The organism is Paenarthrobacter sp. TYUT067 (genome assembly GCF_023656375.1).
In the GTDB taxonomy this organism is placed as follows: domain Bacteria; phylum Actinomycetota; class Actinomycetes; order Actinomycetales; family Micrococcaceae; genus Arthrobacter.
Genome location: NZ_JAMOIT010000013.1, coordinates 14658 through 28566, shown reverse-complemented (window position 1 = coordinate 28566; position 13909 = coordinate 14658). Strand labels below are relative to the sequence as shown.

General features: G+C 64.5%; 16 protein-coding genes. 14 read left to right on the top strand and 2 right to left on the bottom strand.

The window, feature by feature from the left end:
* The first annotated feature begins 117 nt into the window (after positions 1 to 117).
* From MOD31_RS12960 to MOD31_RS12910, 11 genes are all read left to right on the top strand, one after another.
* Positions 118 to 1017: a shikimate dehydrogenase gene (locus MOD31_RS12960; protein ID WP_250820848.1), complete on the top strand. Its 900-nt coding sequence runs from the start codon at positions 118 to 120 to the stop codon at positions 1015 to 1017.
* The gene (locus tag MOD31_RS12955; protein WP_142937425.1) at positions 1017 to 2891 is read left to right on the top strand and encodes a bifunctional sugar phosphate isomerase/epimerase/4-hydroxyphenylpyruvate dioxygenase family protein; all 1875 of its coding nucleotides are present in this window, start codon (positions 1017 to 1019) and stop codon (positions 2889 to 2891) included. Before MOD31_RS12960 ends, MOD31_RS12955 begins: the two co-directional genes overlap by 1 nt.
* 42 nt (positions 2892 to 2933) lie before the next feature.
* The gene (gene pcaH, locus MOD31_RS12950) at positions 2934 to 3803 is read left to right on the top strand and encodes a protocatechuate 3,4-dioxygenase subunit beta (protein WP_142937426.1); all 870 of its coding nucleotides are present in this window, start codon (positions 2934 to 2936) and stop codon (positions 3801 to 3803) included.
* A 5-nt stretch (positions 3804 to 3808) separates the two neighbouring features.
* Entirely contained in the window at positions 3809 to 4408 is a 600-nt protein-coding gene (gene pcaG / locus MOD31_RS12945) for a protocatechuate 3,4-dioxygenase subunit alpha (RefSeq protein ID WP_142937427.1), read from the top strand.
* Positions 4405 to 5820, top strand: a complete 1416-nt coding sequence (locus MOD31_RS12940; protein WP_250820847.1) for an adenylosuccinate lyase family protein — start codon at positions 4405 to 4407, stop codon at positions 5818 to 5820. Before pcaG ends, MOD31_RS12940 begins: the two co-directional genes overlap by 4 nt.
* The gene (locus tag MOD31_RS12935; RefSeq protein ID WP_250820846.1) at positions 5813 to 6616 is read left to right on the top strand and encodes an alpha/beta fold hydrolase; all 804 of its coding nucleotides are present in this window, start codon (positions 5813 to 5815) and stop codon (positions 6614 to 6616) included. The genes MOD31_RS12940 and MOD31_RS12935 overlap by 8 nt, the downstream gene beginning before the upstream one ends.
* Positions 6613 to 7056 carry a 4-carboxymuconolactone decarboxylase gene (pcaC, locus tag MOD31_RS12930; protein WP_250820845.1) on the top strand — a complete coding sequence of 148 codons (444 nt, stop codon included), beginning with the start codon at positions 6613 to 6615 and terminating at the stop codon, positions 7054 to 7056. The genes MOD31_RS12935 and pcaC overlap by 4 nt, the downstream gene beginning before the upstream one ends.
* Positions 7057 to 7095: 39 nt before the next feature.
* Entirely contained in the window at positions 7096 to 8316 is a 1221-nt protein-coding gene (locus tag MOD31_RS12925; RefSeq protein WP_250820844.1) for a thiolase family protein, read from the top strand.
* Positions 8317 to 8320: 4 nt separating this feature from the next.
* Positions 8321 to 9022: a 3-oxoacid CoA-transferase subunit A gene (locus MOD31_RS12920; RefSeq protein ID WP_142937432.1), complete on the top strand. Its 702-nt coding sequence runs from the start codon at positions 8321 to 8323 to the stop codon at positions 9020 to 9022.
* Positions 9023 to 9024: 2 nt separating this feature from the next.
* On the top strand, positions 9025 to 9693 hold the full coding sequence (locus MOD31_RS12915; protein WP_142937433.1) for a 3-oxoacid CoA-transferase subunit B: 669 nt from the start codon (positions 9025 to 9027) through the stop codon (positions 9691 to 9693).
* 118 nt (positions 9694 to 9811) lie between these two features.
* On the top strand, positions 9812 to 10615 hold the full coding sequence (locus MOD31_RS12910) for an IclR family transcriptional regulator C-terminal domain-containing protein (protein ID WP_142937434.1): 804 nt from the start codon (positions 9812 to 9814) through the stop codon (positions 10613 to 10615).
* Between the two features lie 16 nt (positions 10616 to 10631).
* Here MOD31_RS12910 and MOD31_RS12905 read toward each other — a convergent pair whose 3' ends face one another.
* The gene (locus tag MOD31_RS12905) at positions 10632 to 10994 is read right to left on the bottom strand and encodes an iron chaperone (protein ID WP_250820843.1); all 363 of its coding nucleotides are present in this window, start codon (positions 10992 to 10994) and stop codon (positions 10632 to 10634) included.
* 76 nt (positions 10995 to 11070) lie between these two features.
* Positions 11071 to 11469 (bottom strand): RidA family protein, encoded by a 399-nt coding sequence (locus tag MOD31_RS12900; RefSeq protein ID WP_159732123.1) that lies wholly within the window; start codon positions 11467 to 11469, stop codon positions 11071 to 11073.
* 136 nt (positions 11470 to 11605) lie between these two features.
* Here MOD31_RS12900 and MOD31_RS12895 point away from each other — a divergent pair, with 136 nt between their 5' ends.
* From MOD31_RS12895 to MOD31_RS12885, 3 genes are read left to right on the top strand one after another with little or no spacing between them, the layout of a single operon-like run.
* Complete coding sequence (locus MOD31_RS12895) at positions 11606 to 12460, top strand: fumarylacetoacetate hydrolase family protein (protein ID WP_250820842.1); 855 nt, start codon at positions 11606 to 11608, stop codon at positions 12458 to 12460.
* A gap of 40 nt (positions 12461 to 12500) precedes the next feature.
* A complete protein-coding gene (locus MOD31_RS12890; RefSeq protein WP_142937438.1) occupies positions 12501 to 12983 on the top strand; it encodes a cupin domain-containing protein in 483 nt (160 codons plus the stop codon).
* Positions 12984 to 12986: 3 nt separating this feature from the next.
* Positions 12987 to 13904 carry an acyl-CoA thioesterase II gene (locus MOD31_RS12885; RefSeq protein ID WP_250820841.1) on the top strand — a complete coding sequence of 306 codons (918 nt, stop codon included), beginning with the start codon at positions 12987 to 12989 and terminating at the stop codon, positions 13902 to 13904.
* Positions 13905 to 13909: the final 5 nt, after the last annotated feature.

Here is a 13909-nt window from a genome sequence, read left to right as displayed (position 1 = left end):
CGATAAGAACAAGCGTGCGGAATATGAACACATGTAGTAATCTAAATAACACCCCGGCTGGCAGCGCCCCAGAATGCGCCAAAAGCCCGGCGGTGCTGAAGTCAAAGGAGCTTTAGGATGAGCAACCGAGCCGAGTCCGTTCTGGTGGGCCTCGTAGGCGAAGGCGTCATGCCCTCGCTCACGCCGCCCATGCACGAACGCGAAGCCGATGTGCAGGACCTTCGCTTGCTGTACCGCCCCATCGACTTGCTGGAACTCGCATTGCCGGCCACCGCCGTCGGGGATCTCCTGACGGCAGCGCAGCGCATGGGCTTCAACGGGCTGAACATCACGCACCCGTGCAAGCAGTTGGTGCTGGGGCACCTTGATGAAATTTCCGACGACGCCGCGCGCCTGGGCGCCGTTAATACAGTCCTGATCCAGGACGGTCGGTTCATCGGCCACAACACGGACTTCTCCGGCTTCGGCTCGGCGCTCGCCGACGGCCTCCCCGAGGCGCGACTGGATCGCGTGGTTCAGTTGGGTGCAGGCGGTGCCGGTTCCGCCGTCGCCTACGCACTCCTCAAAGCCGGCGTCGGCACCCTGGACCTGGTGGACATGGATCCCGCCCGTGCCGAGGAACGCGTTGCCGAGCTCGGCGGGCTGTTCCCCGAAGCCACAGTGACACCGCGGAGCATCAACGAGCTGCCCGAGATCATGCCCCTCGCTGACGGCTTGGTGCACTGCACTCCCATCGGCATGGCGGCCCACCCCGGGCTCCCCTTGGACATGGGCCTGGTGGAGCCGCGGCATTGGGTGGCGGACATCGTCTACCGCCCCATCGAAACGCAACTGGTCCGCGAGGCGCGGGCCAAGGGATGCGACGTCCTCGACGGCGGTCGCATGGCAGTCGGTCAGGCAGCCGACGCCTTCCAGCTCATCACTGGACGCGAGGCGGACCGCGATCGCATGCGGGCGCACTTCCTGGAGCTGATCGCCGCCGAAGAAGAGGCGCTCTTGGCAAAGGCGGCCAACTGATGCGCACCGGAATCGCCACGGTTTGCCTGTCCGGCACGCTGAAGGAGAAGATGCAGGCCTGCGCGATTGCGGGCTTCGATGGCATCGAGATCTTCGAACAGGACCTCGTCACGTCCCCCCACAGCCCGGAAGAGGTCCGGACAATGGCCGCCGACCTCGGCTTGGGCCTGGATCTCTACCAGCCGTTCCGGGATTTCGACGGCGTCACTCCGGACCTGCTGAAGGCCAACCTCAAGCGGGCCGAGGCCAAGTTCAAGCTCATGTCACGTTTGGGCATGGACACCATCCTGGTCTGCTCCAACGTGGCCACGGCAACCATTGACGACGACGATCTCAGAGCCGAGCAGCTCGCGGAATTGGCAGAGTTGGCCGGGGCGCACGGCGTCAAGGTTGCCTACGAAGCCCTGGCGTGGGGCAAATACGTCAACGACTACGAGCACGCCTACCGCCTGGTTGAGATGGTGGACCACCCCAACCTCGGCACCTGCCTTGACTCCTTCCACATTCTTTCCCGTGACTGGGACACCGCGCCGATCGAGCAGATCAACGCGGAGAAAATCTTCTTCGTTCAGGTTGCCGACGCCCCCAAGCTCTCCATGGACGTGCTGTCCTGGAGCCGCCATTACCGGGTTTTCCCGGGTGAGGGCCAGTTCGAGCTTGCCAAGTTCATGGGCCACGTTGTCCGTGCCGGATACACGGGCCCGGTCTCCCTCGAGGTCTTCAATGATGTCTTCCGCCAGTCGGACACCGAGCGCACCGCCGTGGATGCCATGCGCTCCCTCATCTGGCTGGAGGAACAGAGCGCCAAGTGGCTCGCAAGCACCTCCGTGGCAGATGCACCGGAAGACAAAGCCGCGTCCCGCCGTCGTTATCCCATGGAACTGGCCACGCTGCCCAAGGTGAGCGAACCCGCCGGCTTCAACTTTGCCGAGGTCAAGGCTGACGACACCGCTCAGCTTGAGAAGCTCCTGGGCCAGCTCGGCTTCGGGTTCGAAGGCCGCCACCGCACCAAGGATGTCCAGCTCTGGACCATGGGCCAGGCGCGCGTCATCATCAACGAGCAAGCGGCCTCGCACACCGAACCGGCTATCGCCGCGTTGGGGTTCGACGTCGACTCTCCAGTGATTGCCTCCGCTCGCGCCCAGCAGCTCAAGGCGCCCGTGGTGGCCCGCAAGGTCCAGGCCGACGAGGAAGTCTTCCAAGGCATTTCTGCCCCTGACTCCACCGAGATCTTCCTGTGCCAGGGCAGCCCGGACGGGACGGCGGCGTGGACGCACGAGTTCGGCGAGGGTCTAGAACACGCCTCCAGCGCACAGAACGCCGTCATTGACCACGTCAACCTCGCCCAGCCGTGGCAGCACTTCGACGAAGCCGTCCTCTTCTACACCAGCGCCCTCGCCTTGGAACCGCAACCCTTCGCGGAGGTCCCCAGCCCCAGCGGACTGGTGCGCTCGCAGGTGATGCAGACCAGCAACGGCGCCGTCAGGCTGGTGCTCAACCTGGCTCCGGCCCAGCAGGCACAAGAAAAAGCCCGCAAAACGTACCAGGAACACATCGCGTTCGCCGTGGAAGACCTCGTGGCTACGGCCCGGTCCGCCCGCGATCGTGGCCTTGAGTTCCTCCAGATTCCGGCCAACTACTACGAGGACCTGGACGCCCGGTTCGATCTTGAACCCGGATTCCTGGCCACCCTCAAGGAGCTCAACCTCCTCTATGACCGGGACGCCAACGGCGAGTTCCTCCACTTCTACACGGCCACTGTGGGCAGTGTGTTCTTCGAAATGGTGGAGCGCCGCGGCAACTACGACGGCTACGGGGCGCCCAACGCCCCGGTGCGCCACGCCGTCCAATACGACTCGCTCCACCGGGCTTAGACCCGAAACCAAAGAGAATCCATCAACCGAAAGGAGCCGGCCGTGCCGCAAGAACAGACAGCACCAGCGCTCGAATCCGAGGAGCTCGTGCCCGCCGCTGAGCCACACGCTGCGCACGATTCCAAGAAAGTGGAAACCCAGGCCGATCTCAGTGCTGAGATCAAGGGCATCGGGGACCGCTACGCCGAGGCCCTGAAGAATGGCAAAGGCCCGGAAACCATGCCGCGCCTGGACTACGCTCCTTACCGCAGCAGTATCCTCCGCCACCCCACCAAGAGCCTGCACCACGCGGACCCGGAGACAATCGAGCTCTACTCGCCCGCGTTCGGACACCAGGATGTCCACGCCTTGGAATCGGACCTGACCATCCAGCACAACGGCGAGCCCCAGGGCGAACGCATCATCGTGGCCGGCCGCGTCCTTGATGGCGATGGGCGTCCTGTAGCGGGACAGCTCGTGGAGATCTGGCAGGCCAATGCCTCCGGCCGCTACATCCACAAGCGCGACCAGCACCCCGCACCGCTGGACCCGAACTTCACCGGCGTCGGGCGTTGCATCACCGGCGACGACGGCTCGTACAGCTTCACCACCATCAAGCCCGGCGCGTACCCGTGGAAGAACCACCTGAACGCCTGGCGTCCGGCCCACATCCACTTCTCCATGTTCGGCTCGGAGTTCACCCAGCGGATCGTCACCCAGATGTACTTCCCGGGCGACCAGCTCTTCCCGCTGGACCCCATCTACCAGTCGATCGTGGACCAGGATGCCCGCGACCGCCTGGTGGCACAGTACGACCACGAGCTGACCAGTCCGGAATGGGCCCTCGGCTACAAATGGGACATCATCCTGACAGGTTCCAAGCGGACCTGGACCGAAAACGAAGCATACGGCGACGCCGGGGACGAGGAGTAAAGCGCATGAGCAAGCTGGCACCCACACCGGGTCAGACCGTAGGCCCTTTCTACGGCTACGCCCTCCCCTTCAACAAGGACAACGAACTCCTGGCGCCGGGCAGCCCCGGCAGCATCCGCCTCCAGGGCACCGTGTATGACGGCGCGGGCAATGCCATTCCGGACGCCATCCTGGAAATCTGGCAGCCGGACTCCGAGGGCAAGATCGTCCAGCGCACCGGCTCCCTGGTCCGCGACGGCTACACGTTCACCGGCTGGGGCCGCGGCTCCGTGGGCAACTCGGGCGTGTACACGTTCACCACGGTCAACCCCGGCCCCACGGCTCCCGGCGCTGCAGCGTTCATCTCCGTGGCTGTGTTTGCCCGCGGCCTCATGAACCGCCTCTTCACCCGCGTGTACCTGCCGGAAAACGAGGAAGCACTGGCCAACGATCCTTTGCTGAGCTCCCTGGATCCCGAACGCCGCAAGACCCTGATCGCACGCCGCGATCCCGACGGTGGCCTCACCTGGGACATCCGCCTGCAGGGCGGCGACGAGACCGTGTTCCTGGATTTCCAGCAGGACGGATCGCTGGATCTGGCTTCCGAGGATCAGGCAACCCGATGACCGACGGCGACTTCGGCCTCCTGAGCCCCGTGTCGGCGTCGCCCGCTGTGGCGGCGCTGACGGGCGACCGTGCCGTGATCACCGCAATTCTCGACGTCGAAGCTGCGTGGGCAGCTGTGCTCGAGGAGGCGGGGCTGGTCCCCGGCGGATCCGCCGCTGTGGTGGCCGAAGCCGCCGATTCCGGTTCCTATGATGTCCTTTCGGTAGCCGAACGCGCCCAGGGTGGCGGCAACCCGGTCATTCCCTTGCTAGGGGACCTGCGCGCCCGGGTCCGGGAGTTGGACTCCGGAATCGGTGCCGGCAAAGCCGTCCACACCTCGCTGACCAGCCAGGACGTCCTGGACTCAGCCCTCATGCTCCTCGCCAGCCGCACCGTTTCCGCGCTGCTGGCTGACGTCAAAGGCACGACGACGGCGCTCGCCGCCTTGGCGGAACAGCATGCGGACACGCTGTGCGTGGGCAGGAGCCTGACGCAGCACGCGCTTCCGTATACGTTCGGGCTCAAGGCTGCGCAGTGGTTCCAGGGCGTGGCCGCTGCCGCTGCCCGCTTTGAATCCCTGGAATTTCCGGTTCAGTTCGGCGGGGCCGGCGGGACGTTGGCCTCCGGGACCAAGCTGACTACGGGTACTTCCTCCACACCATTTACGCTCGCGGATGGGTTGGCTGCACGCCTTGGGCTGGCCGCAGTCCCGGCTCCGTGGCACACCAACCGCCTGGCCGTCACAGCCCTGGGCGACGGCCTCGTTGCACTCATCGACTCCTTCGGCAAGATCGCCGCGGATCTGCTGTTCCTGAGCCGACCGGAGGTCGCCGAACTTGGCGAACCGCTGGCCGCCGGACGCGGTGTTTCCTCGGCCATGCCGCAGAAGCAGAACCCCGTGCTGTCAGTCCTGATCCGCAGCGCAGCGTTGCAGGCTCCTGGTCTTGCCGCGCAACTGCACCTCGCGGCGGCTACCTTCAACGACGAGCGGCCCGATGGCGCCTGGCACAGTGAATGGCCGGCTCTGCGCCAGCTGCTCGCGTTGGCCTTGGGCGCAGCCGGACACCTTCGCGAACTCACCGAAGGCCTCCGGGTCTTCCCGGACGCCATGCGCCGGAACCTCGAGCTCTCGGGACCACGGCTGCTCAGCGAAGGTGTGTCGGCCGCCGTCGCGCCTCTCCTGGGCGAGGACGGAAAACAGAAGCTGCAGGCCGTCGTCGACGAGACCCTGAAGGCGCCCGCCGCCGAGCAGTCCCGGATGTACACCAAGCTGCTGCGCGAAACCGTGCCTGCGGACAAGCTCTCGGACGCCGAACTTGAAGCTCTCCTGGACCCCGCAAGTTACCTCGGCGAGGCAGCGGAGATCAGCCGCCGGGTCCTTGCCGCCTACCCGGATTACGCAGGAACCTCGAAAGGAGCCACTCGTGGCTAAGCCAACCATCAAGGCCGTGCTGCTGTCCCCGCAGCGTGAACTGGGATCCAAGCCGCTCTTGGTAGTGGGCCCGTCACTGGGCACGTCCACCATTCTCTGGACTGAGACTGCCGCGCTCCTGGGCGACGAGTACGACGTCATCGGCTGGGACCTCCCCGGCCACGGTATCTCGCCGACCACCACGGAAGGTTTCGATGTTGCGGAACTGGCTGACGCCGTCGTCGATCTTGTTGATTCGGTTGCCCCCGGCGTGAGGTTCCACCACGCCGGTGTTTCGCTGGGCGGGGCCACCGGCCTGCAGCTCGGCATCAAGCACGGCGACCGCCTCCGCAGCCTGTCCGTCCAGTGCAGCGGCGCTAAGCTCGGTACCCCCGAAGGCTGGCTGGAACGCGCGGAGACCGTCCGCAAACTCGGCACGCCTGTGATGATCCAAGGCTCCGCTGAACGCTGGTTCGGCCCCGGTTTCATGGACCGTCAGCCGGACATCAGCAGCCGCCTCCTGCACGCCCTCCGCGACGCCGATCGCTTTGGCTACTCGTTCTGCTGCGAAGCCCTCGCCGCGTTTGACGTCCGTGAACAGCTTGGCAGCATCACCGTTCCCACGCAGGTGATTGCCGGCGTCGAGGATTCCGTGGCGCCGCCGTCGATGGCCGAGTCTGTTGCGGACGGGATCCGGGCCGGCGGCGGAACGGCAGTGGTGGAAACGCTCGACGGCGTCGCTCACCTGGCGCCCGCAGAAGCGCCGGCCGCTGTGGCCGGCTTGATGCGCACTTTCATGAAGGAGAACGGACGATGAGTACTGTTTCCGGCGATGCTGAACGCAACGGCGCCGTGCAGCCCGATGCCACCGCACAGGACATTTACGACGCCGGCATGGTGGTTCGCCGCGAAGTGCTGGGCGATGCGCACGTGGACCGGGCCAACGCAGGCAAAGACTCCTTCACGGAGGATTACCAGGACATGATCACCAGGATCGCCTGGGGTGGCATCTGGACGCGGCCCGGCCTGAGCCGGCAGATGCGTTCCGCTGTCACCCTCACGGCACTGGTAGCGCACGGTCACTGGGATGAGCTGGCCATGCATATCCGGGCGGCCCTCAACAATGGCCTGAGCAGGGACGAGATCAAGGAAATCCTGCTGCAGACCGCCATTTATTGCAGTGTGCCGTCGGCCAATTCCGCGTTCAAGACGGCCCAGAAGGTCTTCGCCGAGATCGACGCCAACGAACTCAACTAGTCCCGACCCAGTCGGGTAGGTAGAAATGAAGGAAATCCCATGAACCAGGCTTTCGTGTACGACGCCGTGCGCACGCCCTTCGGCAAGTTCGGCTCCGGTCTTGCCGCTGTCCGTCCCGACGACCTTGCCGCCCATGTGGTCCGCGAGTCCGTTAAGCGTGCCCCGGGGCTTGATGTTGAGCGAATCGACGAAGTGGTGTTCGGCAACGCCAACGGTGCCGGCGAGGAAAACCGCAACGTGGCCCGCATGGCCACCCTGTTGGCTGGCCTGCCCGTCTCCATTCCGGGCACCACGGTCAACCGCCTCTGCGGCTCGTCCCTGGACGCCGCCATCATCGCCTCGCGCCAGATCAACGCAGGCGACGCCGAGCTGATGCTGGTGGGCGGCGCCGAATCCATGAGCCGCGCCCCGTGGGTGCTGCCGAAGACCTCCAAGCCCTACCCGGCCGGCGACATGACCTTGGCGTCCACTACGTTGGGTTGGCGCCTGGTGAACCCGGCCATGAACAAGGACTGGACCATCTCGCTGGGCGAGGCCACCGAACGGCTCCGCGAGAAGTACGGGATCACCCGGGAGCGGCAGGATGCTTTTGCGGCTGATTCGCACAACCTGGCCGACGCCGCGTGGAACGAAGGCTTCTACGATTCTTTGGTGTCGCAGGTTCCGGGCACTGATCTTGTGCGGGACGAAGGCATCCGTGCCGGTTCTTCGGCGGAGAAGCTTGCCGGGTTGAAGACGGTGTTCCGGGCTGAGTCTGACGGGCCCGACGGCGGCACGGTCACCGCCGGGAATGCCTCGCCTTTGTCTGATGGTGCTTCGGCGGCGTGGATCGGATCCGAAGCTGCGTCTTCCATTCTTGGCTTGGACCCGTTGGCGCGCATCGCCGGGCGTGGTGCCCACGGCAACGATCCCCAGTTCTTCGGTTTCGCCCCGGTGGAAGCCGCGAACAAGGCCCTCGCGAAGGCGGGCATCGGCTGGGACCAGGTGGGCGCCGTCGAACTTAATGAGGCGTTTGCCGCGCAATCGCTGGCGTGCGTGGATGCGTGGGGGATTGATCCCGCGATTGTGAACCGTCACGGTGGCGCCATCGCGATGGGCCACCCGCTCGGTGCCTCCGGTACCCGCATCCTGGGTACGCTCGCCCGCTCTTTGCAGGCTTCCGGGCAGCGCTGGGGAGTTGCGGCGATCTGCATCGGCGTGGGCCAGGGCCTGGCCGTGGTGCTGGAAAACGTTTCTGCCGGAGTTTCAGAAGGAGTCTAGGGCGATGCTGAATTTCATTGACACTGTTGGCGAGGCCGTGGCCGGCATCAAGGACGGTTCCACGGTGATGATCGGCGGGTTCGGCAACGCCGGGCAGCCGTTCGAACTGATCGACGCCCTCATGGATTGCGGCGCCAAGGACCTGACCGTGGTGAACAACAACGCCGGCCAGGGCGACCAGGGCCTGGCGTTGCTGATCAAGGAAGGCCGGGTCCGCAAGATGATCTGTTCCTTCCCCAGGCAGTCCGACTCCTGGCACTTCGACGCCAAGTTCCACGCGGGCGAGATCGAGTTGGAACTGGTCCCGCAGGGCAATCTGGCCGAGCGTATCCGGGCTGCTGGTGCCGGTATCGGTGGGTTCTTCACGCCCACCGGGTACGGCACCACGTTGGCTGAGGGCAAGGAAACCCGGTTGCTGGACGGGAAGTGGCAGGTCTTCGAAACGCCCATCCACGCCGACGTCGCACTCATCAAGGCACTCAAGGCTGACGGCAAGGGCAACCTCGTGTACCGCAAGACCGCCCGGAATTTCGGACCCATCATGGCCGCCGCTGCGAAGCACACCATCGTGCAGGTCTCGGAGATCGTGCCTACCGGTTCCCTGGATCCGGAGAACGTGGTGACCCCGGGGATTTACGTCAATAGTGTGGTCCGCGTCGATTCTGCCGGCAGTGGAGTCGGCACCAGCGCAGAGAAGGTGGCCTGAGCATGAGCACCCAAACCAGCATCCAGACCTCGGAGAAGCCGTTGGGCCGCGACGAGCTCGCCCAGTTGGTGGCCCGCGACATCGCCCCGGGTTCGTTCGTGAACCTGGGCATCGGCCAGCCCACGCTCGTGTCCAACTACCTCACCGAGGAACAGAACATCACGCTCCACACGGAGAACGGGATGCTCGGCATGGGCCCGGCCGCTGAGGGCGACGAGATCGACGGCGACCTGATTAATGCCGGCAAGATCCCCGTCACCGAACTGCCCGGGGCCTCGTACTTCCACCACGCCGACTCGTTCGCCATCATGCGCGGCGGGCATTTGGACATCTGCGTGCTCGGCGCCTTCCAGGTCTCCGCCACCGGCGACCTCGCCAACTGGCACACGGGAGCCCCCGACGCGATCCCGGCCGTGGGCGGTGCGATGGACCTGGCCACCGGCGCCAAGGATGTCTTCGTGATGATGACACTCTTGACGCGCGAGGGCGTATCCAAGCTGGTGGAGCAGTGCACGTACCCGCTCACCGGCGTCGGCTGCGTGACCCGCGTCTACACGGACAAGGCTGTGTTCCTCACCGGGCCCGATGGCGTCACCGTCCGCGAGACCTTCGGCTGCACCTTCGAAGAAATCCAGGAACTCGTGCCGCTGCCCCTGAAGAAGCCGGCCTAAGGGAGGCAGAGTAGGCCTCGCAAGTTCCGGCCCCCGCGTTGTGAGGCCCGCTCTGCAGGGTTTTCGGGGCGTGAGTCCTGCAGAGTAGGCCTCGCAACGCGATTTAGGATTGGTAACCATGACCGACTCCGCAATTACCCCCCAGGCAAGCGATCAGTATGTGCAGTCGCTGGCCCGGGGACTTGCCGTGATCCGGGCGTTCGACGCGAACAACCCCGTGATGACGCTCAGCGAAGTCGCGGCCCGCACCGATCTGACCCGTGCCACGGCCCGGAGGTTCCTGCACACCTTGGTTGAGCTGGGCTATGTCCGCACCGATGGCAAGACGTTCGCGCTCACGGCCAAGGTGCTGCAGCTCGGATACTCGTATCTGTCGGCGCTGTCTATTCCGCAGCTCGCCCAGCCGCACTTGGAACAACTGAGCCTAAAGCTGGGGGAGTCCACCTCCGCCGCGGTGCTGGACGGACCGGATATTTTCTATGTGGCCCGTGTCGCCACCCGCAGGATCATGAACGTCGGGATCACTGTGGGCACCCGCTTCCCCGCGTACGCCACGTCCATGGGTCGAGTGCTGCTCGCCGGATTGCCGCAGACCAAGCTGGAGGCTTACCTCGCGACGGCGGAACTCACCCCGCTCACGCCGCGGACCGTCGCCAGCGCCTCCGACTTGAGGGCCGCCGTCGAACATGTCCGCAGGCAGGGGTGGTGCCTCCTGGACCAGGAGCTGGAACTTGGGCTGATGTCCATCGCAGCACCGGTGTGGAACCACAACAACGGCGACAACGTGGCTGCGATCAACGTGTCCCTGCAGGCCCAGGCCGTTGCTGCCCAGCCGGACCCGGAGAAGTATCTGGAGGGCGTGCGCCAGGAAGTGGTGGCCACCGCGCAGGCAATCTCCCAAGACGTCTCCGCGAAGCACTAGCCGGTTCGAGCACTGACTACTTCCGGATCGCAGCCAATCGGGTCTCAAGGATCCGGCGGACCATCGAGTCCGGCACGGGGTTGTCCGCCGAGAACCGCAGCGTCCCCGGCGACCATGAGTAGCCCCCCAGCTCTTCGGACATTTCCGGCAGGATCTGCCCACTAAACGGGTACAGGGCAAGGTGCTTCTTGGTTTCGAGCACGCTCACAAAGCCCTTGCCATCAACCAGCAAAGCGGGCATCCCGTAGCTGACGCCTTCTTCGGCGTCGGGGGCCAACTCGCGGGCGATCGCCACAATTCGCTCCAGAATTGGGCGGTTGCCCTCGCTGACGCCCGCAAGATATTCGCTAACGGTTCCCATGGCCCAATCCTGCGCCATCGACGGGAGTTTTTGTACAGCTAATGACCTCTAGAAGCGGTTTTAGGGGCGGTATCTGTACAAAAACTCCAGAGCTTTAGCGCTCCGGGATCACCGCGATGCCCTGAATTTCGATCAGGGCTTCCTTCTGCCACAGGCGCGTGACACCGATGCCTGCCATGGCGGGGTACTGCGATCCCGCCATTTCGCGCCAGATGCGTCCGATTTCGCGGCCGTTGGCCATGTAGTCGTCAACGTCCGTGAGGTAGATGGTCACGTTGACAAGGTCTTCGGGCTGTCCGCCGGCCTCGCGCAGGGTGGTGATCACGTTGGAGAACGCCTGCGTGAACTGTTCCACGATGCCGCCGGGAACGATCTTCATGTTCTTGTCCAAAGCCGTCTGCCCGCCCAGGAAGACGGTGTTGCCAGCCAGGATGCCGTGCGCAAAACCCGATGGTTTGGGCAGCGATTCCGGGTTGATCGTTGTGTGGCTCATGCTGTTCCTCCTCGTTGTGGCAACTGCAAAAACTTTTGGAAAGCCTCTGTGCAGATCATTTCTGCCGTGCTACGTTGAGCATATGTGACGATCGTAAAAAAGTCGACACATCACAAAATCTCGAAGGGAACCCGCAATGAAACTCGCCACCCTGCGCACGGCCAACGGAGGAACGACGGCGGCACTCGCCACGGGCGCCGACTCTTACCTCACCCTGCCCGCCGATGACGTGGGCGCGCTCCTGGCTCGGCCGGACTGGCGAAACGTTGTTGAAGAGGCTGCGGCGTCAAAGGAGCAGACCATAGTTGCAGCCGCCGACGCTGACCTCGCCCCGCTCCTTCCCCGGGCCGGCAAAGTCATCTGCTGCGGCTTGAACTATGGGGACCACATCCAGGAAATGGGCCGCGAACTGCCCGAATACCCCACACTGTTCGCCAAGTACGCGGACACCTTGGTGGGGGCTGAAGACGCCGTAGAAGTCCACGGCAGCGGCCGTGTGGACTGGGAAGCCGAGCTCGCCGTCGTCGTGGGTTCTGAACTGTTCCGTGCGGACGAGGACCAAGCCCGCGAGGCGATCGCCGGGTACACGGTGGCCAACGATGTTTCCATGCGCGACTGGCAAAACCGGACGCTGCAGTGGTTCCAAGGCAAGGCATGGGACGGTACTACCCCGGTGGGGCCGGTCATGCTCACCGCGGACGAGGCGGACCAACACTTCAACGTCCGCGGATACGTCAACGGCGAGCTTGTGCAGCAGGGAAACACCAGCACCCTGGTATTCGGCCCGGCACAGCTGCTGTCCTACATCTCGCAATTCACCGCTCTGCGTCCCGGCGACCTCGTCCTTACCGGAACACCTGGGGGAGTGGGCATGGGAATGACCCCGCCTCGCTTCCTTAAGGACGGCGACGTCCTCACTACGGAAATCGACGGGATCGGCCGGTTGGAGAACCAGTTCCGAATCCACGCACCCGTCGCAGTCCCCGCCTGACAACAATCGTCCAGAACCACCAGATAAAAGGAGAAAACCCATGAGCCAGACCACTACCGAGTACCAACTCGAAGGCGATAACTCCATCTACGCGCAGGCTGACGGCAAGGTTGTCCCGGTTGTCACCCGCGCCGGAGCTGAGGACACCAACACTGCGCAGTCCGGCGACTGCATCCGCGTGTCCGGCGTCAGCATCCAGCACACCCCGGCAACCAAGATCTGGTTCGGCCAAGTGTCCAACACCCCCGGGTACCGCTCACTTCCGCACCACCACGGCGAGGCTGAGACCGGCGGCTATGTGTTACGTGGCCACGGCCGCATCTACTTCGGCGAGAACTACTCGGAGTTCATCGACATGAAGGCCGGCGACTGGGTTTTCGTGCCGCCGTTCATGCCCCACGTTGAAGCCAACATGTCCATCACGGAAGAACTCGTCTGGCTCACAGCGCGCACGCCGGAGAACCTCGTGGTGAACCTCGAAGACGTGGCTGACGAAACCCTCGCTGACTACCGCCGGGCCTAAGCCATGATCACTGGAACCCTGACGTCCGAGACCTTCCTTAAGGCAGTTGAACTAACGCCCACAACGGCCGAGGTGTTCGACGAAGCCTATGAAGCAACCACCCAGTACGTGCCGTGGCCAAAAGCCTATGGTGGAGACATGGTGGCACAGGCGGCGGCCGCGATGATGCGGTCCGTTGATGCTGACAGGACTCTGCACTCGATGCACAGCTACTTCATGCGTCCCGTGGATATCGGTTCCAGTGTCCGGTACGAAGTGGAGCGCCTGCGGGATGGCCGAGGGTATTCCACCCGCACGGTCCGGGGTTTCCAGAACGGCAAGGCCGTGTACGCGGCCATGGGTTCGTTCCAGGTCCCTGAGAGCGGCCCGGACTTCCAGCCCGAGGCTCCTGCCGCCGTCGAGCCTGAATCGCTGCGGACTGCGGCCGAAGCGCTGGACGGCGTGGACGGCCAAGCCGCGGAGTACTGGTCGACGGGCCGTAGCTTCGATATGCGCCATATTCCAGGGCCGGTATATATCGATCTCGAGGGCGGTTCCGTGCCGCAGCAGGCCATTTGGGTCAAGGCTTTTGACGCCCTGCCCGACGACGCCGACCTTCACCGCACAGCGCTGGCTTACGTCTGCGATTACACAATTTTGGAGCCGCTGCTCCGGGTGAATGGACTCAACTGGTCCAGCCCGGGACTCGCGACCGCCAGCTTGGACCACTCCATGTGGTTCCACCGCGATGGTCGCGCCGACGACTGGGTGCTCTACGCCCAGGACGCCATTTCCGGTCAAAGCAACAGGGGCCTCGCCATGGGCCGCTTCTTCGATCGTCACGGAAGGCTGCTTGCCACGGTCGCCCAAGAGGGCATGATTCGCGCCGGCGCCTCAACAGTTTTGCCCCAACTTTCATCCGCTTCAACGACGCACCACTGAAAGGA

What these genes read in the sequence shown, in the direction of transcription:
- MOD31_RS12955 (WP_142937425.1), top strand. Translation starts at nt 1,017, where the DNA reads ATGCGCACCGGAATCGCCACGGTTTGCCTGTCCGGCACGCTGAAGGAG.
- MOD31_RS12920 (WP_142937432.1), top strand. Translation starts at nt 8,321, where the DNA reads ATGCTGAATTTCATTGACACTGTTGGCGAGGCCGTGGCCGGCATCAAG.
- MOD31_RS12940 (WP_250820847.1), top strand. Translation starts at nt 4,405, where the DNA reads ATGACCGACGGCGACTTCGGCCTCCTGAGCCCCGTGTCGGCGTCGCCC.
- MOD31_RS12915 (WP_142937433.1), top strand. Translation starts at nt 9,025, where the DNA reads ATGAGCACCCAAACCAGCATCCAGACCTCGGAGAAGCCGTTGGGCCGC.
- pcaC (WP_250820845.1), top strand. Translation starts at nt 6,613, where the DNA reads ATGAGTACTGTTTCCGGCGATGCTGAACGCAACGGCGCCGTGCAGCCC.
- MOD31_RS12900 (WP_159732123.1), bottom strand. Translation starts at nt 11,469, where the DNA reads ATGAGCCACACAACGATCAACCCGGAATCGCTGCCCAAACCATCGGGT.
- MOD31_RS12895 (WP_250820842.1), top strand. Translation starts at nt 11,606, where the DNA reads ATGAAACTCGCCACCCTGCGCACGGCCAACGGAGGAACGACGGCGGCA.
- MOD31_RS12890 (WP_142937438.1), top strand. Translation starts at nt 12,501, where the DNA reads ATGAGCCAGACCACTACCGAGTACCAACTCGAAGGCGATAACTCCATC.
- MOD31_RS12905 (WP_250820843.1), bottom strand. Translation starts at nt 10,994, where the DNA reads ATGGCGCAGGATTGGGCCATGGGAACCGTTAGCGAATATCTTGCGGGC.
- MOD31_RS12910 (WP_142937434.1), top strand. Translation starts at nt 9,812, where the DNA reads ATGACCGACTCCGCAATTACCCCCCAGGCAAGCGATCAGTATGTGCAG.
- MOD31_RS12960 (WP_250820848.1), top strand. Translation starts at nt 118, where the DNA reads ATGAGCAACCGAGCCGAGTCCGTTCTGGTGGGCCTCGTAGGCGAAGGC.
- MOD31_RS12925 (WP_250820844.1), top strand. Translation starts at nt 7,096, where the DNA reads ATGAACCAGGCTTTCGTGTACGACGCCGTGCGCACGCCCTTCGGCAAG.
- MOD31_RS12885 (WP_250820841.1), top strand. Translation starts at nt 12,987, where the DNA reads ATGATCACTGGAACCCTGACGTCCGAGACCTTCCTTAAGGCAGTTGAA.
- pcaG (WP_142937427.1), top strand. Translation starts at nt 3,809, where the DNA reads ATGAGCAAGCTGGCACCCACACCGGGTCAGACCGTAGGCCCTTTCTAC.